The sequence below is a fragment of the Flavobacterium sp. genome (genome assembly GCF_013823965.1).
Taxonomy (GTDB): Bacteria; Bacteroidota; Bacteroidia; order Flavobacteriales; family Flavobacteriaceae; genus Flavobacterium.
Map to the genome: position 1 here is coordinate 1 of NZ_PNNA01000045.1, position 19,781 is coordinate 19,781.

Annotated in this window: 13 protein-coding genes; 2 read left to right on the forward strand and 11 right to left on the reverse strand. The window is 34.7% G+C overall.

Translation table 11 applies throughout. The features are described from left to right. Positions 1 to 4,380, reverse strand: a 4,380-nt coding sequence (gltB, locus tag C0430_RS05155; protein WP_290866179.1) for a glutamate synthase large subunit, incomplete at its 3' end; no start/stop codon positions are given. Between the two features lie 434 nt (positions 4,381 to 4,814). Between gltB and sucC the strand changes: the two genes are divergently transcribed. Then, entirely contained in the window at positions 4,815 to 6,008 is a 1,194-nt protein-coding gene (sucC, locus tag C0430_RS05160) for an ADP-forming succinate--CoA ligase subunit beta (protein WP_290866181.1), read from the forward strand. A 45-nt stretch (positions 6,009 to 6,053) separates the two neighbouring features. Here the strand turns inward: sucC and C0430_RS05165 are convergent, their stop codons facing one another. The 4 genes from C0430_RS05165 to C0430_RS05180 all read right to left on the reverse strand — a co-directional run bounded on the left by C0430_RS05165 (position 6,054) and on the right by C0430_RS05180 (position 10,282). After that, a complete protein-coding gene (locus tag C0430_RS05165) occupies positions 6,054 to 6,512 on the reverse strand; it encodes a DUF1456 family protein (protein ID WP_290866183.1) in 459 nt (152 codons plus the stop codon). A gap of 73 nt (positions 6,513 to 6,585) precedes the next feature. Then, entirely contained in the window at positions 6,586 to 7,929 is a 1,344-nt protein-coding gene (locus C0430_RS05170; protein WP_290866185.1) for a D-alanyl-D-alanine carboxypeptidase, read from the reverse strand. A 25-nt stretch (positions 7,930 to 7,954) separates the two neighbouring features. Next, positions 7,955 to 9,439, reverse strand: coding sequence for a M14 family zinc carboxypeptidase (locus C0430_RS05175; protein ID WP_290866187.1), 1,485 nt, complete (start codon positions 9,437 to 9,439; stop codon positions 7,955 to 7,957). A 36-nt stretch (positions 9,440 to 9,475) separates the two neighbouring features. Beyond that, positions 9,476 to 10,282 carry an alpha/beta hydrolase-fold protein gene (locus C0430_RS05180; protein ID WP_290866189.1) on the reverse strand — a complete coding sequence of 269 codons (807 nt, stop codon included), beginning with the start codon at positions 10,280 to 10,282 and terminating at the stop codon, positions 9,476 to 9,478. A 40-nt stretch (positions 10,283 to 10,322) separates the two neighbouring features. Between C0430_RS05180 and C0430_RS05185 the strand changes: the two genes are divergently transcribed. After that, positions 10,323 to 10,724 carry an excinuclease ABC subunit B gene (locus tag C0430_RS05185; protein WP_290866191.1) on the forward strand — a complete coding sequence of 134 codons (402 nt, stop codon included), beginning with the start codon at positions 10,323 to 10,325 and terminating at the stop codon, positions 10,722 to 10,724. Positions 10,725 to 10,743: 19 nt separating this feature from the next. Here C0430_RS05185 and C0430_RS05190 read toward each other — a convergent pair whose 3' ends face one another. From C0430_RS05190 to C0430_RS05215, 6 genes are all read right to left on the reverse strand, one after another. After that, positions 10,744 to 11,139 carry a response regulator gene (locus C0430_RS05190; protein ID WP_290866193.1) on the reverse strand — a complete coding sequence of 132 codons (396 nt, stop codon included), beginning with the start codon at positions 11,137 to 11,139 and terminating at the stop codon, positions 10,744 to 10,746. Further along, a complete protein-coding gene (locus tag C0430_RS05195) occupies positions 11,136 to 13,979 on the reverse strand; it encodes a PAS domain-containing protein (protein WP_290866195.1) in 2,844 nt (947 codons plus the stop codon). The genes C0430_RS05190 and C0430_RS05195 overlap by 4 nt, the downstream gene beginning before the upstream one ends. 316 nt (positions 13,980 to 14,295) lie before the next feature. Continuing rightward, a complete protein-coding gene (locus tag C0430_RS05200; protein WP_290866197.1) occupies positions 14,296 to 14,691 on the reverse strand; it encodes a response regulator in 396 nt (131 codons plus the stop codon). Further along, the gene (locus tag C0430_RS05205; RefSeq protein ID WP_290866199.1) at positions 14,688 to 16,919 is read right to left on the reverse strand and encodes a PAS domain S-box protein; all 2,232 of its coding nucleotides are present in this window, start codon (positions 16,917 to 16,919) and stop codon (positions 14,688 to 14,690) included. The genes C0430_RS05200 and C0430_RS05205 overlap by 4 nt, the downstream gene beginning before the upstream one ends. Before the next feature lie 428 nt (positions 16,920 to 17,347). Beyond that, on the reverse strand, positions 17,348 to 17,746 hold the full coding sequence (locus tag C0430_RS05210; RefSeq protein WP_290866201.1) for a response regulator: 399 nt from the start codon (positions 17,744 to 17,746) through the stop codon (positions 17,348 to 17,350). Next, the gene (locus C0430_RS05215; RefSeq protein WP_290866203.1) at positions 17,743 to 19,719 is read right to left on the reverse strand and encodes a PAS domain S-box protein; all 1,977 of its coding nucleotides are present in this window, start codon (positions 19,717 to 19,719) and stop codon (positions 17,743 to 17,745) included. The genes C0430_RS05210 and C0430_RS05215 overlap by 4 nt, the downstream gene beginning before the upstream one ends. Between the last annotated feature and the right edge of the window lie 62 nt (positions 19,720 to 19,781).

The window sequence follows — 19,781 nt, forward strand, 5'->3', positions numbered from 1 at the left end:
GTTGGTGTACATGGAATGATTTTTTATCAAATGTCTTAGTTTTGTTAAATCCTCATCTTCCAATGTTTCCAATGCAACCATTTCCATGTTGCACAAACCATTTTCGAATTGTTTTTTCTCGTCGAAAACATAAGCAACACCACCGCTCATTCCTGCTGCAAAATTTCTTCCCGTTTCGCCCAATATAACTACGGTTCCACCGGTCATGTATTCACATCCGTGATCTCCAATTCCTTCGACAACTGCTGTTGCTCCAGAATTTCTAACACAAAAACGTTCTCCGGCAATACCATTGATATAAGCTTCACCAGTTATTGCACCATAAAGTGCCACGTTGCCAATAATGATATTTTCTTCAGGTTTGAAAGTAGCACTAGGCGGCACTTTGATAATCAATTTTCCACCGGAAAGTCCTTTTCCTAAATAGTCGTTACAGTTTCCATGTATTTTGAATGATAATCCATTTGTTGCAAAAGCACCAAAACTTTGTCCGGCTGAACCTGTAAAGTCAACTAATATTGTGTCTTCAGGCAAACCTTGTGCACCATATATTTTTGAAATTTCGTTACTCAAAATAGCACCTACTGAACGGTCAGTATTTTTGATATTAAAAGTAACTCTCGTTCTTTCTTTTCTGTAAATAGACGGAATTGCCGCTTTTATGATATCAAAATCAAGGACGCGTTCCAATTCGTGGTCTTGGGTCGTTGTGTTGCAATTTGGAACCTCTTTCGCCTTTTCAGGTTTGTAAAGAATTGTCGAAAGGTCCAATCCGCTTGCTTTATAATGTTTGATGGCTTTATCCACGTTCAATTTTTGTGATTGTCCCACCATTTCTTTAAGTGTTCTAAATCCAAGTTGAGCCATGATTTGTCTCAATTCTTCAGCAATAAAATACATAAAGTTGATAACGTGCTCAGGCGTTCCTTTGAAATTTTTTCTCAATTCCGGATCTTGTGTGGCGATACCCACTGGGCAAGTGTTCAAATGACAAGCTCTCATCATGATACAACCAGAAGCTACTAATGGCGCAGTGGCAAAGCCAAATTCTTCTGCTCCAAGCAAGGCAGCAATGGCAACATCACGACCGGTTTTCAACTGGCCATCACATTCTAAAACGACACGACTTCTTAAATCATTCAAGATTAAAGTTTGTTGGGCTTCGGCAAGTCCAAGTTCCCATGGAATTCCCGTGTGTTGTAGTGAAGTTAGTGGCGCAGCACCTGTTCCTCCGTCGTATCCTGAAATCAAAATCACGTCGGCTTTTGCTTTGGCAACACCGGCAGCAATTGTTCCAACACCTACTTCTGATACTAATTTTACATTGATACGTGCTTCACGATTGGCATTTTTTAAATCAAAAATCAACTGTGATAAATCCTCGATAGAATAAATATCATGGTGTGGTGGTGGTGAGATGAGTCCAACATAAGGCGTTGAATTTCTTGTTTCTGCAATCCACGGCACTACTTTTTCGCCAGGTAATTGTCCGCCTTCGCCAGGTTTTGCACCTTGAGCCATTTTTATTTGAATCTCTTTGGCATTGGTCAAATAATTGATGGAAACACCAAATCTTCCCGAAGCAACTTGTTTGATAGCACTATTTCTAGAGTCTCCGTTGAGGTCTTTTTGAAAACGTTTTGGATCTTCTCCTCCTTCGCCAGAATTACTTTTTCCACCAATTCTGTTCATTGCTATGGCCAAATTCTCGTGGGCTTCCAAGCTGATAGAACCATACGACATAGCGCCGGTTTTGAATCTTTTCACGATTTCTGTCCAAGGCTCCACTTCGTCAATGGAAATTGGATCGAGATTGTTGAATTCAAACAAGCCCCTAATTGTCATTAGGTTTTCGCTTTGGTTATTGACCATATTGGAATATTCCTTGTAGCTTTCCGGGCTGTTTAATCGAACGGCCTGTTGCAATTTTGCAATTGTCGTTGGGTTAAACATGTGTTTTTCTCCAGATCTTCTCCATCTATAAATACCTCCTATTTCCAATGGTAATAAATTGGCAATTTTTGATTTTGGAAAAGCTTTTTGGTATCTTTTTTTGACTTCTTTTTCGATTTCCATCAAGCCAATTCCTTCAATTCGGGATGGTGTGTACGGGAAATATTTAGAAGTGAATGCTTTATTTAATCCCAAGATTTCGAAAATTTGTGCCGCTCTGTACGAATGTAAAGTAGAGATACCTATTTTGTTCATGATTTTCAGAATCCCTTTTGCAATGGCCTTATTGTAATTTTTAATGGCGTAATCGGCATTCACATTGGTGATAACACCTTTGTCGACTTGGTCACGAATGATTTCATTGACCATGTAGGGATTGATGGCACTTGCGCCATAGCCAAATAACAAAGCAAAATGATGCGGTTCGCGAGGTTCAGCGGATTCAATGATGATTCCAAATTTCGAACGTACTTTTAGTATGTTCAAAGAGTGATGAATATAGGAACAAGCCAATAACATTGGGATTGGCGCCATTTTTTCGCTAACACCTCTATCCGAAAGAATAACGATGTTACAACCTTCATTGACTGCCTTGAAAGTAGCATTAACACATTTTTCCAAAGCGCGTTCCAAGCCATTTACTCCTTTTTCAATTTCATATAAAGTAGAAATCGTTACTGATTTGAAATCTGGATGGTCAATATTTCTGATTTTATCTAAATCTTCCTTGGAAATAACCGGATTTTGGATTTTTAATTTCTTGCAATGTTTTGGAACAAGATCAAAAATATTGTAATCACCACCAATTGCCAAGCTGATATCAGTAATTATTTCTTCACGAATACCATCCAAAGGTGGATTTGTAACTTGTGCGAATAACTGTTTGAAATAGTTGTATAATAATTGTGGTTGATCTGACAAAATAGCTAATGGAGTGTCATTCCCCATAGAACTAATGGCTTCGTAACCAGTTGAACCCATTGGGTTTATTATGGTTTTTAAATCCTCGATAGTGTAGCCAAACAAGCGTTGACGAGTTTCAAAATCTACATTTTCAGTAGGAATGACATTGTCAGTATATGGAATTTGGGCTAAATGAAGTAGATTTTCATCCAACCATTTTTTGTAAGGATGCTTGGTGACAACAAGGTTTTTTATTTCGTCATCTTCAATGATACGTCCTTCATTCATGTCTACAAGAAACATTTTCCCTGGCTCTAATCGGCCATGCTGTACAACATCTTCTGGTTTGATGTCAAGGACTCCAATTTCTGACGACATAATAACGAAACCGCCTTTTGTCAAGGTGTATCGTGAAGGTCTCAATCCATTTCTGTCCAATAAAGCACCAATAACGTTTCCGTCAGTAAATGGAATCGAAGCCGGACCATCCCAAGGTTCCATAATGCAAGCATTGTATTCGTAAAATGCTTTTTTGTCTTCTGACATCGTTTGGTGTTTTTCCCAAGCTTCCGGAACGACCATCATCATGGCTTCCGGCAAGGAGCGTCCTGTCATTAATAACAATTCGACAACCATGTCCATAGAAGCAGAATCTGATTTTCCTTCTAATACGATAGGGAATAATTTTTTGATATCATCACCAAAAACGTCACTTTTCATTAATTCTTCACGAGCGCGCATACGGCTAATGTTTCCGCGAAGTGTGTTGATTTCTCCATTATGACACATATACCTAAAAGGTTGTGCCAATTCCCAAGAAGGAAAAGTATTGGTAGAAAAACGTTGGTGAACCAGCGCCAATCTTGTGACTAAATCGCTGTCTAATAAATCTATATAATAAGGACTGATATCTTCGGGTCTCAAAAGACCTTTATATATTATGGTGGTAGTTGAAAAACTCGAGAAATAAAATCGGTGACTTTCTGAAATTTTTGAATTGATTACGGTGTGTTCTGCAATTTTTCTTGCGGCAAACATTTTGGCATTAAATTGCTGTTCTGTTAGATCCATTCCGTTTTTGCCAACGAAAACCTGTTTTACGGTAGGTTCTTTCTCGGCAGCAATTTGTCCTAAATTAGAAGGGTCAACTGGTACGTCTCTCCAGCCTATAATCTGTAGGTTTTGATTTCGAATCGAATCTTCAAAAGTTGTTTTGCAAAAAGCAATCTGGTTTTCGCTCTTAGGCATAAAAACCATACCCACAGCATATTCTCTAGGTTCCGGAATTTCAAAATCACATACTTTCTTAAAAAAATCATGCGGAATATCAAATAATATTCCCGCTCCGTCACCAGTTCTACCATCAGCACTTACAGCACCTCGATGGTCTAGATTGATTAGGATATCGAGTGCTTTATGAATGATGTCATTCGACTTGATTCCGTTCAAATTGCAGATAAATCCTGCTCCACAGTTGTCATGTTCAAATTCCGGCAAATAAAGGCCTTGTTCTTTAACTTTCATGCTTGATAATTTTTATGCAAAAATAAATATTTCATTGAATATAATGGATTGAAAATGCTTCGAGGCTCTTATTTTTGTTGGAATAACAGAAATTCGTTTAATAAATGACAATAATTCATTCTTAAACATTCCTATTGACAAATTGATAATTCAGTTTGCTTTTAAAACTGCAACTCGGAATTAAATTAATAAAATTCTTACTTTTAGTTCGAATATTTCAATCGATGTAGTAATTTAGAATTCAATATTTCTCATAAAAAGCTTCTCATATTTGCTGTTTTGGCAATTAATAAAATTTGTAGATAGAAATTTTTAAAAGTGTTGGTGATTTCTATTTTTTATATAAGAAAAGATTTTAGTTTTAAGATGTATTTTGTTATTTTTGTCCCACATTATTTCAGGAATAAATTCTGGGACTTGCCAAAAACTTCAATATGGATATACACGAATACCAAGGAAAGCAAATATTAGCCAGTTATGGCGTAAAAGTGCAACGTGGCTATGTGGCCAATAACCCACAAGAAGCCGTTGCGGCTGCAAAACAATTGACTGCCGAAACCGGAACTGGATGGCATGTTATCAAGGCACAAGTTCACGCTGGTGGACGTGGAAAAGGTGGAGGAGTAAAACTTGCCAAAAACCTTCAACAAGTAGAGGAATTAGCGGAACAAATCATCGGAATGAATTTGATTACGCCACAAACTTCGGCCGAAGGCAAAAAAGTACACAAAGTTTTGGTTGCCGAAGATGTTTATTATCCAGGCGAAAGCGAAACTTCCGAGTTTTACATGTCGGTTTTGTTGAATAGAAGTAGAGGTCGCAATATGATTATGTATTCAACTGAAGGAGGTATGGATATTGAACACGTTGCAGAACACACTCCTCATTTAATTTTTACCGAAGAAATTGATCCAGCTGTTGGGTTACAAGCTTTTCAAGCAAGAAGAATTGCCTTTAATTTAGGTCTTTCTGGAAATGCATTCAAAGAAATGACACAGTTTGTAAGCGCTTTATACAATGCTTACATTGGCTCTGATGCTTCGATGTTTGAAATCAACCCCGTTTTAAAAACATCGGATAACAAAATTATTGCAGTTGACGCTAAAGTAAATTTAGACGACAATGCTTTGTTTCGTCATCCAAAATTAGCTGAAATGCGTGACGTTCGTGAGGAAAATCCAATCGAAGTTGAAGCAAAAGAAGCTGGATTAAATTACGTGGATCTTGACGGAACCGTGGGTTGTATGGTAAACGGAGCCGGATTGGCCATGGCAACTATGGATTTAATAAAATATGCCGGTTTTGAACCAGCCAATTTCTTGGACGTTGGTGGAACTGCCGATGCAAAACGTGTGGAATTAGCTTTCCGCATCATTTTGAAAGATCCAAACGTGAAAGCAATTTTGATCAATATTTTTGGAGGAATCGTTCGTTGTGACCGTGTTGCCCAAGGTGTTGTTGATGCCTACAAAAATATGGGTGACGCTATTAAAGTGCCAATCATTGTTCGTTTACAAGGAACCAATGCTGTTATCGCAAAAGAATTAATTGATAATTCAGGAATGCCAATTTTATCGGCTGTTGAGTTTCAAGAAGCTGCTGACCAAGTGAAAGCCGCACTTTCTTAATGTTATAAATCATATCTTATAAATAAAAAAATCCTGAGTGAAAGCTCAGGATTTTTTATTCTTACCGAAATTGTATTTTACTTTTTCAACCACTTGTACTTTTGGAGCCGGTTTTTTGAAAGGTTTCTTCTTGTCCGCTGCACTTTTTTGTCCTGGTTTTTGATCGCCTCTGGCTTTTTGCTCGTCCTTTGGTTTTGCTTTAAATTCCACTCTTTCTTTTGCGCCTTCTTTTACTGGAATCTGGGCTTTGTGTTTTGCGATAACATCATTTGGATTTTTTGGATTTTCTTTAGTTCCTCTCAAATGAATTACTAATCCGTTCAAGAAATTGCGCAAGACTTGGTCGCCACATTCCACATAATTTTCGTGATTTTCGGCGCGGAAAAAAGCACTTAATTCAGTTTTTGAAATTCTGAAATCTACTAATTCCAGGATTTCAACTATTTGGTCATCTCGCAACATCAGTGCGACACGCAGTTTTTTGAATATATCGTTGTTTGTCATTTTTTATATTTTTTACAAAGGTACGTTTTAAAAGCAATTTGGAGTCTAATAATTGTTTTTTTGAAATCGGGGATTAATAATCGTTATGGATTTTGGTAATAATTCGTTCCATTTCATTCCTGATTTCCAAAGTAGTTTTTGTGAAATTATTATTCATGAAGCAATAAATTAGTTTTTTGCCTTTTCTGGTAATGATGTAACCGCTTTGATTGTAAACATTGGTGAGCGTTCCTGTTTTTGCCCAGACAAAAGCCTTTTCGTTATCCGTTTTATAGGCTCTTTTTAGTGTTCCGGTTAGGCCGCCAGCAGGGAATAAACTGTGTAATCTTTCATCGTCATTGATTTTAGCATTGATTTTTTTTAACAAAGCAATTGACGTGTTTGGGTTAAATAAATTATAACGGGACAATCCAGAACCATCAACCCAGGTGATATCATTTGCAAATTCTTTCATAAAATTAGTCTTGCCATATTCAATCATTGCAGTGGTGGATAATTCATTCGATAGTATTGATGAGCAAACTAAAAGCAATTGTTCGGCTATAAAGTTGTCACTGACCAACATCATTTTTCTTAGCACATCGTCTGTTTTTTCGCTGTAAATAATTTTGAAATCCTGCGGCAAAACAATGTCCAGAAGCGAAATGTCTTTATTGATTTTTTCTTCCAGAAGCGAAATGGTAAGCTCAGGACTTGTCTTGAATGGGATTTCTTGAAGATAACCCGTTTTATCAATAGTTGCCGGATAGGTAAACTGATTGGTGTAAAAGTCCCGTTTGATGATGAAATTTCCAGGAACGTAATTGGCGTCCAGTTTGAAAAACGGTTGTAGAAAAGCGGGTTTTACCGTGATTTCGCCATTGTCATTTTTATATACTTTGGCGGTATTTCCCTCGACTGGAAAAGCGGTCATTTCAGGTTGAAAATCTTCTTGATAATCATCATAATTCCAGCCGGCACCGTAAAATTCTCCTTTGTAATTATTGGATACAAAGAATAATTTTTTGTCCGTTTTCTTCAAAAAATCCACTACTTTATTGGATTTAAAAGTGGAGTAAGCAAGTGTTGGATCACCAGTTCCCCAAAAAATCAAGGAATCGCCTTTGATCGCGTATTTCAAAGCCGGAATCGAATCGCCCAACATATTTAAAACCGTATAAAAAGTATACATTTTTGTGTTTGATGCCGGTACGAAATGTTTTTTGTCATTTTGTCCATAAATCAGTTGGTCTTTGTCTTGATCATAAAGTGCAAAACCCGTAAAATGATCTTTGAGAATTTCTGATTTTTCAATTAATTTTTTGATCTTTCGATGTGGATTTTTTTGAGCATAAATAACAGTCGATGAAAGTAACCACATTATCGCCGTAGTTAAAAATGCTCTTGTAACAAGGGATTTATAATTGATTTTATTCATTGAAATAGACATTTTTAGTTGGAGATTAGTATCCAATGGTATTGGCAATACATTCGTTTTCTTTGGACAAATCCACCCAGAATCCATTGATGACAGCGAATTTGGCTTGGTCATTTTTGGTTAGAATAAAATTTGCCGGTTTTGTTATTTGAGGAGTTGTTGCTTGAATTATTTTTTCATTGGTGAGATTCAACAACCTGTTTTTAATATTTCCTGACGGTGTTTTGGCATCAGTAAAACTCACATATAAATAGCCTTCGCGGACTAATTTCAATTCGTCGGAAAGACTCATTTTTTCCCATTGGGTTTGTTCCATTAATTTTATTTTGGGAGCGGTAAACTGCATTTCATTGGCATCCACATCTTCATAACCAAAATTATAGCGCATATCTCCAATTTCTGTAATTGTGCCTTTAAAATAGAAAGAAGAGAAATCTGCATTCGAGATTTGTTCCTGATTGACGCCGATGTTGGTCTTGTAATTTTTGTCGTTTTTGGTCAACGTGATGTTTCTTACGACCAAATCATAGTTGAAACGACTGTTTTCTTTAATGGCGTAATAATCGGCAATTTTTTCCTTTTCGTGCGATTTGTCGCAAATGGTTTCTAATGCTTGCAATAGTGTATAGAAATTCAATTTTCGCATGTATTGCTTTTCAAAGTCGTCTTTATAACCGCCAGATTCCACCAAAATTGTTGAAATTCCCCAACCTTGATAATTGTCGCCAAAGGCACGTGGCTCGTGTTCATCATTATATTTGGCCACTTTCCCGGGAATGTATTTTTGCAAGTTTTTGTTCATGCTGACAATTAGTTGAATCGCTTTTTTTCTCACATCATTTTCAGTTTGCGCATAGTTGTAGGCAGGTGCCAAAAATGAAATTGTAGCAGGTTCTTTAGTATGTCCCACGGAATACAAGGTGCTTTGGTCGTGCAAATTAAATCCGTATTGAGGTTTTAATTGTTGTCCAATGTTTTTTAAAATATTGGATTCTGGCGAAACTAAAGCCAAGGCGTCACGATTTAAATCGATTCCCAAAGCATTTCTTCTTTTCCAATTTTCGGCACCGTCGGGATTTACCATTGGCACAAAATGCAGTTCCAAATTTTCTAACAAATAGTTTCTAAAACCATCATTTTCATCTTTTGATGACAAGAAATTGAACAAGTCAAATAGCGCCATGGTTGCGGTAGATTCGTCACCGTGCATTTGGGACCACAACAATACTTTAATTTTTCCTTTGCCAATTGTTAGGTGATTGATGCTTCTTCCTTCTACGGAATAACCCAAAATTTCATTTTTAAAAGTACCGTTTGCAGTATGTTTTTCAATTAATTTAACAACATCTTTATGTTTAAAAAACTTGTTGGTAATGGTTGGTTCTTTGTAGATTTCGTACTGATTCCATATTTTGTCAGCTTTGGGATTTGAATTAGTTGCAATCATTTGTTTATTGGTATTGAAGCCCATTAGCATAAAACTTAGTAGCAGGTATTTTTTGTTTTTCATTTATAAAAAATATTAACTTGATTGTGATTATGGGTTTTAATAAAGCCAAAGAAACGCTTTAACAAAACCGTCTCGCCATAGTTTTTCGTTGTGTTGTCCACCTTTGACAATCGTTTTTCTGGTAAGATGCTGGCAATTGCATCGTTTTTCAGCAACTAAATCATCAATTTTGTTGAGGTCGGCAACCATGTCTGCATCACCTTCGTTATCGCCACAAAGAAAATAAATTTTGGTTTTTAGCTTTGAAGTTTTTTCGGTTAATTCAACTATTTCTTTTCTGTTGAACCAAAAAGAGGGTGAAAAAATTCCTGCTTTCCCAAAGACTTTTGGATATTTCAAAATGGCATAATACGAAACCAATCCGCCAAGAGAACTTCCCATAATGGCTGTGTTTCGGGAATTTGTTTTTGTACGGTATTTTGCGTCTATTTCGGGTTTGAGCGTTTTTACAATAAAATCAAGGTAATTATTGGCATCTCCACCACCATATTTTGCGTTTTTGTAGGGTGTTAGTTCTACTATTCGTTTGTCGTTTCCATGTTCGATGCCTATGACAATGACTTGTGCGTTGAGACTGTCGAGTTTTTCGTCCACATTCCATTCTCCTACATAAGACGTTTTGGCGTCAAAAAGATTTTGCGCATCGTGCATGTAAATCACGGGATATTTTTTTTGGGTTGCATCGTAATTTTTTGGAAGATATACCCAGATTTTCTTTGTGGAATGTAGCTGTGGCGCTTCGATGGTAAAAGTGGAAACTTGTTTTGTGGCTGTGGTTTCTTGGGCAGAAGTATTTGCAGTTGCAAAAATAATAATGGCAAGCGCTATAAGTTTTCGAATCATTAATTTGGTTTTTTGTATTTTAGCTAAAAATACTAATTTGATGAATACTTTCGAAGAAAAAAGAAGTTTACTTTTAGAAATGATTGCTTTTTCCACAGTTGATGGAAAATTGCACAAAAGAGAATACGAGTTTTTGTCCATTGTTGCCAATGAATTGGGCATTTCTCCGGCTGTATTTAATGATTTTTTTCACCAAGAATTACCGCAAATTGCAATAAAATCTGAGTTTGGCCGTATCCAACAATTTTATAGATTGGCCTTGTTGATGCACAGCGATGGGATTTTGCACACGAAAGAAGAAGGTGCCATTCAACAAATTAGCCTTGATATGGGGTTGAATCCCGTGGCTACCAAGCGTATTCTTGCCATAATGAAAAAGGGATCAAATCCAATGATCGATCCCAAAGTTTTGTTGCAAATTTTTCAAGAACAGCATAACTAAACCAGTTGTTCTTTGATTATTATTCATTAGAAACAATAGCTATTATGTCGTCTACTGAAATTGGTTTTGGGATGTAATCATGAATTTCGGTAAAGGTCCTTGATTTGTTTTTATCTGAAGGAGCAATCGAAGAACTTACCATATAGATGATAATCCGTTTGTTGATTTTAGATTTTATTGTTTTTATTTCTTCCATAAATTCCCAACCATCCATGACAGGCATATTAATGTCTAACAAAATGATGTCAGGGAGAATATCATTCTCGTTTAATGCTTTTTTTAGAGAATTGATGGCTTCATTTCCATTTGTAAAAGAAGCATGTGATGAAATCACGCCTGATTTTTCAATTAATTTATTGATGATTTTTTGGTAAATGGCATCATCATCAATAATCCAGATTATTTTTTTTGTCATTTAGAATAGATTTTAAATGTTGTTCCTACATTGGGTTCACTCTCTACCGTAATATTTCCTCCCATTGCTTCAATTTGATTTTTTGTGATAAATAGCCCGATTCCCCTTGAATCTTTATTGTTGCTGAATGTTTTGTACATACCGAAAATTTTGTCACCATGCCTGGCTAAATCTATACCAATGCCATTGTCCGAAATTTCAATTACATCCATATTGTTTTCCTTGTACCACAGGATTGTTATAACAGGTTTTCTATCGGGATGCTTATAGCGAATGGCATTGGAAACTAAATTATAAATAATGCTTTCAAGATAGGCTGGATTATAGTTCACCACTGTGTCTTCGGGAATATTTGTTACAAATGAGACTTGGTTTAATTGAATTTGTTCCGATAGTATTTCTTTTGTTTTTGCGATATACATGTCCAATTTCAGTGGACTTATGAGTAAACTTATGTTTGTGTTGATGTTTACTACTTCGTTGAGGTGAATCATTGTTTCGTCCAATGAATCGGAAACTGATTTTAGCAAATGCATCATGTCATTTTTTTCTTCTTCTGAGTCTGCCGATTCGATCAAAGAGATAATAGACTCGATATTGCTGGTATGAGATCTCAAATTATGGGAAACGATGTAAGAAAAATTCAACAGTCTTTTATTTTGTTCGGTAACTAAAAATAGTGAATTATTTAAAATTTGTTCGCTTTCTTTCATTAAAGTGATGTCAACCATAATTCCACGAGAACTTACGGCTTTGTCTCCTTCAAAAATAAAACCGGCAATATCTCGTATCCATATAATTTCACCACTTTTAGTAATCATTCGATACTCATAATCTATATTTGTTTTTTTCTTGGTGGCTGAATCGGAGAGCGCCAATACTCTTTCACGATCTTCGGGATGAATGTGGTCTTGCCAAAAAGTAGGACTTGCCATCCATTCTTTTACCGAATATCCCAAGATATTTTTAACTTTTTTACTGATAAAAGTACAGGCCAAAGTTTCAATGTCATATTCCCAAACGATACCGTCAATGGTATCAACCAGTGATTTAATATATTGTTGGGAATTAAGTATGATTTTTTCGGAGGCTTTCCTTTCGGTGATGTCTTCCGTTGATAGTATAACTCTTTGTAGAGAATCTTCGTAGTCCTCTATTACATTCCATCTTAGGTTGATGTCTCGGTATTCTCCCTCCAAATTTTTTATTCGGGAGTCGATACTAAATTGTTTGACATTTTGAGAAATGGCCACTAGTTGTTTTTTTACTGCATCATAAGATTCTAAATCAATAAATTTTTCCAGATTTTCTAAAAATAAGGTTTTATCCTTGATTTTATGAAGCCTTAGGCATTCATAATTGACATCAATGATTTTTACCAATGAGATACATTTATAGACTTCTTCGGGATGTTCATCAAAAAAAGCATAAACCGTTTCTGGAGTTTTATTCAGTAAATCCAATTGGGCAAGATGTTTTTTTACTCCTGAAAAATCTTCTTCCCACAATGGAAGAGGGGAGTTCTCAAAGATAGACCTAAATCGTTTCTCACTTGTTTCAATCAGTGTTTGGGCTTCTTTTTTTGATGTAATGTCTTTTATAATGGCAATATTGGATGACGGTTTGTTGTTTGATTCCCAAAGAGGAGAAACATTCAAGTGTACCCAAATAGGATTTCCTGCTTTTGTAATGTATCTTTTCTCTGCAATATACTCCTTGATTTTACCTTCTCCAAGTTTTTTGAAATGTTGCATACTGTTTTTTAAATCATCAGGATGGGTGAAGTCGACAAAACTTTTTTCTTTGATATCATCAAAGGTATAGTCCAACATATCGCAAAATTTCTGGTTGGCTTGAATTAAATCTCCAGACTTCGCATCCACAATGATAATGCCTACGGAAGCCTGCTCAAAGATCGATTTGAACTTCATTTCGTTTCTTAAGAGTTTTGCTTCCTGTTTTTTTAATAATTTTTTTAATTCTTCCGGTTTTTTCAAAAGTCTGCTTGTCAAAAGACCTAATACTATTGATACGAGCAGACCTAAAAAAAAGCGTATTATCATCTCATTGTATATGGCATATGGTTTTTTAGCGATTAAATAGAGCTTCCAATCGCTATCAGGCATAGGGTAGTTTTTGAAATAACTTTTAGATAAATCTAGTTTTGAATTGGGGAAAAACTCTTCTTTGCCGCTAATTGAATTTTTCTTTGAAAGATGGAATTCATATTTGGATTTATCCAATAATTTAATTTCCTGAAAATTTAACAAGGTTTCCAACTTAATGACAACCGCACTAAAACCCCAAAATTTATTTCCATTATAAACGGGTAGCCTACCTACAATTCCTATTCCTCCTTGTTTTAACTTCAAAGGGCCGGCGAAATAGATTTTTTGGGTTTCAATAGATTTTTTAGCTTCTTCTTGAAGATTTTTTGAGCCTAAAATATCTAAATTAATTGCGGCTTCGTTGCCTTTAATGGGATAGACGTACTTGATGACTCCATTGGGAACTAATTGAACACAGCTAACTATAGAATTGGACTGCAATAGTTTCTTGCCTATTTCATCAAAATTTTGTGGTACACCTTCATCATTAATCGAAAGTGCCAGCGATACAGTGGTGGTATAACAGTTTTTAAGAGATTGTTCAATATCTTGATGAATATCTTTTAACGTGATATTCATTTCATTATCCCGATCCTTACTTAAAATTTTATACTGTTGGGCAGTAATTATAATAAAGGTGGAAATTAGGATCAGGAACAGTAAAAAACCAGAGGTTCTTGGCCTAACCGTAAACCAATTGGTTGCGTTTGACCATAATTTTTCAGAATTCATTTATTATTTTTTGGTAGGCTTGGGGCCAATTATTGTTTTATATAAAATTATGAAATTTTATGCTTATTTTTCTAAAAACAAGTATAAATATCCTTGAATTATGACATTTGATTGATAATTCAAAATTATTAGTAGGTGTTTTTTTAAATTTCGATACTATTAATTCTCTATGAGAATTAGTGAGGAATATTGCATATTGATATGTCTAATCGTTTTATAAAGTAAATTTTATTTGAATGAAAGGCGATTTCTTAGTTTAAATTACACAAAAAACAACAAATTAATTGCTGACACTATTTTGTTTTTTGTGTAATCATTATTCATTTGCCACAATAGACAATAAATCATCTACGGAAATTGGCTTTGGAATGTATCCAATAATATCGGCAAAGGTTTTGGACTTGTTCTTGTCCTCAATCGCAATCGAAGAGCTTACGATGTAAATAATGATTTTTTTACTGATTTTAGATTTTATCATTTTTATTTCTTCCATAAATTCCCAACCATCCATCACGGGCATATTAATGTCCAATAAAATAATATCCGGGAGAAGATCAATTTCTCCTATTGTACTTTTTAAAGTATTTAATGCCTCTTTTCCATTCATAAAAGAAGAATGTGCAGAAAAAACACCCGATTTTTTGATCAATTTGTTTATGATTGTTTGATAAATGACATCGTCATCAACAACCCAGATTATTTTTTTATTCATTTGAAATAGATTTTAAATGTTGTTCCTTCGTTGGGTTTGCTATCTACAGTTATGGTTCCTCCCATGGCATCTATTTGATTTTTTGTGATAAATAGTCCTATTCCTCTAGCGTCTGAATTATTGCTGAATGTTTTGTACATACCGAAAATTTTATCACCGTGTCTCGCTAAATCAATTCCCATTCCATTATCTGAAATTTCAATCACATTTTTGTCTCTTTTTTTGTGCAAATTTATGGTTATGATGGGTTTTCGTTGTGGATGTCTGTATCGAATGGCATTTGAAATTAAATTGTAAAGTATGCTTTCCAAATAAGCTGAATTACAGTTTACTATTCCATCATCGGGGACGTTTATGATAAAAGAAGCTTCGTGCAATTTTATTTGTTCAGAAAGAACATCCATTGCTTTATTAAGATATTGGCTCAAGTTTAGTGGTTCTATGACTAAGCTCATATTGGTATTTATGTTTACCACTTCGTTGAGGTGATGCATCGTTTCGTCCAATGAATTGGAAACGGATTTTAACAACTTCATCATTTCTTTTCGATCATCTTCAGAATCAGCCGATTCTATTAAAGCGATGATGGATTCTATATTGCTGGTATGGGACCTTAAATTATGGGACACGATATACGAAAAATTCAGCAATCTTTTATTTTGCTCGGATACTAAATGGAAGGAGTTGTTTAAGTCTTTTTCGGCTTCCTTCATTGCGGTAATATCAATCATGATTCCTCTTGATATTACTGGTTTGCCATTTTCATAAACAAAATTTACAATATCCCTGATCCAAACGATTTTGCCATTTTTGGTAACCATTCGGTATTCATAATCATGATTTATGTGTTTTTTGTTTACTATGGTGGATATTCCCAAGGCAAATTCGCGGTCTTCCGGGTAAATATGATCTTCCCAAAAAGTAGGATTGTTCATGTAATCTTCTACCGTGTATCCTAAAATGTTTTCCACTTTTTTACTTATGAAAGTCGATGTGGATGTTTCAATATTGTATTCCCATACAACACCATCAATGGTGTCTATTAGCGATTTAAATCGAGATTGACTTTTTGCTATTAGTTCCTCGGCTTCTTTCTTTTCTGTAATGTCTTTTATAAAAGCAATGAAGGCAGTAGGCTTTTCGTAATTTTCCCAAAGTGGAGAAAAATTCAAATTTACCCAAATTATTTTTCCGGACTTGGTTATACATCTTTTTTCGGAAGAATATTCATTGATTATACCTGCTTCAAGTTTTTTTAGATCGAGTAAGGTGCTTTGTATATCATCTGGATGGGTTAAGTTGACAATGCCTTTTTCTTTAATTTCATCAAAGGTATAGCCCAACATTTCGCAGAATTTGTTGTTGGCTTCTCTAAATTCACTTGTACAGGCATCTACAATGGCGAAGCCTATGGTGGCTTGGTCAAAAATGGTCTTGAATTTCAATTCATTCTTCAAGAGCTTTGTTTCTTGATCTTTTAATAAAAGGTTTAACTTTTCAGGAGTATTTAGTAGTCTCATTGTAAGCAAACCAATTAATATTCCAATTAATATACCTAAAGTTCCTAATATTAAAAGGGGAAGGTATAAATCAGAAGGATTTTTTTCTATCAAATAAATTTTCCAATTACTGTTGGGTATTTTTTTTGATATATAGTTGGTTTTCGTTAAATCTGTCCTATTGGAAAAATAAAATTCTTCCTGATTCGTTTTTGTGTGTATATTTGAAAACAGGAATTCATATTTAGTATGATCAATAGAATTAATTCCAGCTGTTTTTAATAAGTTTTCCAACTTGAGGATGGCAGTTGTAAATCCCCAGAATTTATTGTCTTTATATACGGGAAGCCAAGCAAAAATACCCATTCCGCCCTGTTTTAATTTTAAAGGACCGGCAAAGAATATTTTTTTGGTTTTTATGGAATTAAGGATTTCTTTTTTATTGTATTTAGAATCCAAAATATTTAGATTCATTGCTTTTTCGTTGCCCTGCATCGGATAGATGTACTTAATGATTCCTCCAGGATCTACTTGTAAAGTACTAATTATTGGATTGGTTTTTATTAGTTCTTTGCTGACTTTGTCAAAATCTTGAGGGATTCCGTTGTCATTGATTGTAAATGCAAGCAAGACCAGCGAGGCTTGGCAGTTTTTAAGAGACTGCTCTATGTTTTCATAAAGTTGATCAGAAATAGCATTCATTTCCCTTTCCTGATCTTCTCTCAACATGTGATAGCGTTGAAAACAAATCAGAATTACTAAAACATTCAAAATTAAGGTTAAAAAGTACCCAGTTTTTTTAGGTCTTTCTAAAAACCAACCAATAAAATTAGGCCACTTTTTATTAAAATTCATTATGTTTTTTTTTGACGGGCTTTAAGGTAAATTATTCTTTCCTATAAAATTAATGAAATTATTGTACATACAAAGTATAAATACCATTGAGTTATGATATTTGATGGATAATTTAAAATTATTGATTGCTAATTCTTTAAGTAGAATGTATTGTTTTTGTTTTGAAAACTTGTGGAATGACAGGAAACTGGAGTCTCCGTAAAGTATTTATTGTTGTGATTTAATTTGTTTGCCACAATAAAAAACAACAAAATCAATTGTGGTAAGTTAATTTGTTATTTATGCAGGCTGCCATCTAGTAGTTAGTCACTAGAAACAATCGATATTAAATCACTTATGGTAATGGGTTTTGGTATATAACCAATAATGTCTTTAAAGGTCTTGGACTTGTCTCTGTCCTCAACCGCAATGGAAGAACTTACAATGTAGATAATAATCTCTTTGTTAATTTTAGATTTTATTGTTTTTATTTCTTCCATAAATTCCCATCCATCCATTACGGGCATGTTTATATCCAATAAAATAATGTCAGGGAGATTATTGTCATTTTCTACCAGTGTTTTTTTCAAAGCAGTTATTGCCTCTTTTCCATTGGTGAAAGAAGAATGTGCGGAAAATACTTCCGTTTTTTCAATTAATTTGTTGATAATGGTTTGGTAAATGGGATCATCATCAACTATCCAGATTGTCTTTTTTTTCATTTGATGTAGATTTTAAATGTTGATCCTGAATCTGGTGTGCTATTGGTGGTTATTTTTCCACCCATAGTCTCTATTTGATTTCGTGTTATGAACAGTCCCATTCCTCTGGCATCTGAATTAGTATGGAATGTTTTGTACATGCCAAAAAGCTTTTCTCCATTCTTTTCCATATCAATTCCTATCCCGTTGTCAGCAATTTCGAGAACATCTTTTTTGCTTTCTTTGTATAATTTTATGGTTATGATTGGTTTTCGTTGTGGATGTCGGTATCGAATGGCATTCGAAATTAAATTATAAAGAATGCTTTCCAAATAAGCTGAATTATAATTGATTATTGCGTCTTCTGGTACGTCGATGATGAAGGTGGCGTTGCTCAATTCTATTTGTTCGTAAAGAACTTCCTGTGTTTTGACGATGTATTCCTTCAAGTTCAATGGCGCAATCACCAAACTCAAATTTGCATTTACATTTACCACTTCATTGAGATGGCTCATTGTTTCGTTCAGCGAATTGGAAACGGATTTGAGCAAATTCATCATTTCGTTTCGTTCTTCTTCTGATTCTGTTGACTCAATCAAAGAGATGATGGCTTCAATGTTGCTCGTGTGTGATCTCAAATTATGGGAAACAATATAAGAGAAATTGAGTAATCTTTTATTTTGCTCGGTGACTAATTGCAGTGAAATTTTTAAGTCTTCTTCAGATTCTTTATCGGTGGTAATGTCCTTGAAAAAAACAATATGACTTTTAGGTTCATCCCCATTTTCTTTTAGCGGATAAACAGTCAAGTTTACCCAAATATATTTTCCGGTTTTAGTGAGGGATCTTTTTTCCGATACGAACTCAGCAATTTTGCCATTGTTGAGTTTTTTAATGTTTTTCAATATTTTCCCCACATCGTCAGGATGGATAATGCTCTTGACGCTTTTTTCTTTCATTTCATCTAATGGAAAGCCCAACATTTCGCAACATTTGTGATTGGCGTCGATAAAATAGCCGGTTTGTGCATCAATAATTGCAAAACCTATTGTTGCTTGATCAAAAATGGTCTTGAATTTCATTTCGTTTTTTAAGAGTATTGTCTCTTGTTCTTTTAACAAAATTCTCAATTCTTCCGGTTTTCGCAGTAATTTTGCCGTCAAGAAACCAAACAGGATTGCTATTGTAATACATAAAATAGAACTCAGTAGGATGGGAGTGTATAGGATGTTTTGTTTTTTGGCAATTAAATAAAGTACGCTGTCACTATCGGTTATGGGCTTGGATACATAGTATCTGTTGGATAAATCTGTTTTTGTGGGAAGAAAAAATTGCTCTTCAGAAGTATACGGATCCTTCTTCGAAAGCTGGAAATAATAGTTCGATTGATCAGCAGCATCAATCCCGGAAAATTTCAATAAAGTTTCTAACTTGATGACAACCGCCGTAAATCCCCAAAACTTGTTGTTATTGTATATAGGAAGCCTACCCACATAGCCAATTCCTCCTTGTCTTAATTCAAGTGGGCCTGCAAAATAAATTTTATTAATTTCAACGGCTTTTTTGGCTCCTTTTTTTAACTCCTTGGAATGAAAAATATTCAAATTTAATACCGCTTCATTGCCTTTCAAAGGATAGACGTACTTGATTACGCCATTTGGAACTAATTCAACCACACTGACTATGGGGTTTGAATCTACTAATCGTTTGCCGATTGTGTTGAAATTCCTGGGGATTCCTTCATTATCAAGTGTTAGGGCAAGTGAAACAGATGTGGTATAACAGTTCTTTAAGCTTTGCTCGATATTCTGGTAAACCCCTGTCAGAATGGAATTCATTTCATTTTGTTCCTTTTCTCTTTGGATTTGATTTCGAAGAAGACTTACGGTAACGATGGCAATACTAAGAACAAAAAATAACAAAAACCCAGAAAAATTAGGCCTGACAGCAAACCAGTTTATGAAATCAGGCCAAAATTCTCTTTCTTTTTTCATATATAATGTTTATTTATTAGTACTGCCATTTCTTAAATAAATATAAACTTAATATTTTTTTA

Bases quoted from the DNA above. Each gene is read 5' to 3' on its own strand.
- sucC (WP_290866181.1), top strand. From the start codon at position 4,815: ATGGATATACACGAATACCAAGGAAAGCAAATATTAGCCAGTTATGGC.
- C0430_RS05165 (WP_290866183.1), bottom strand. From the start codon at position 6,512: ATGACAAACAACGATATATTCAAAAAACTGCGTGTCGCACTGATGTTG.
- C0430_RS05170 (WP_290866185.1), bottom strand. From the start codon at position 7,929: ATGAATAAAATCAATTATAAATCCCTTGTTACAAGAGCATTTTTAACT.
- C0430_RS05175 (WP_290866187.1), bottom strand. From the start codon at position 9,439: ATGAAAAACAAAAAATACCTGCTACTAAGTTTTATGCTAATGGGCTTC.
- C0430_RS05180 (WP_290866189.1), bottom strand. From the start codon at position 10,282: ATGATTCGAAAACTTATAGCGCTTGCCATTATTATTTTTGCAACTGCA.
- C0430_RS05185 (WP_290866191.1), top strand. From the start codon at position 10,323: ATGAATACTTTCGAAGAAAAAAGAAGTTTACTTTTAGAAATGATTGCT.
- C0430_RS05190 (WP_290866193.1), bottom strand. From the start codon at position 11,139: ATGACAAAAAAAATAATCTGGATTATTGATGATGATGCCATTTACCAA.
- C0430_RS05195 (WP_290866195.1), bottom strand. From the start codon at position 13,979: ATGAATTCTGAAAAATTATGGTCAAACGCAACCAATTGGTTTACGGTT.
- C0430_RS05200 (WP_290866197.1), bottom strand. From the start codon at position 14,691: ATGAATAAAAAAATAATCTGGGTTGTTGATGACGATGTCATTTATCAA.
- C0430_RS05205 (WP_290866199.1), bottom strand. From the start codon at position 16,919: ATGTTGAGAGAAGATCAGGAAAGGGAAATGAATGCTATTTCTGATCAA.
- C0430_RS05210 (WP_290866201.1), bottom strand. From the start codon at position 17,746: ATGAAAAAAAAGACAATCTGGATAGTTGATGATGATCCCATTTACCAA.
- C0430_RS05215 (WP_290866203.1), bottom strand. From the start codon at position 19,719: ATGAAAAAAGAAAGAGAATTTTGGCCTGATTTCATAAACTGGTTTGCT.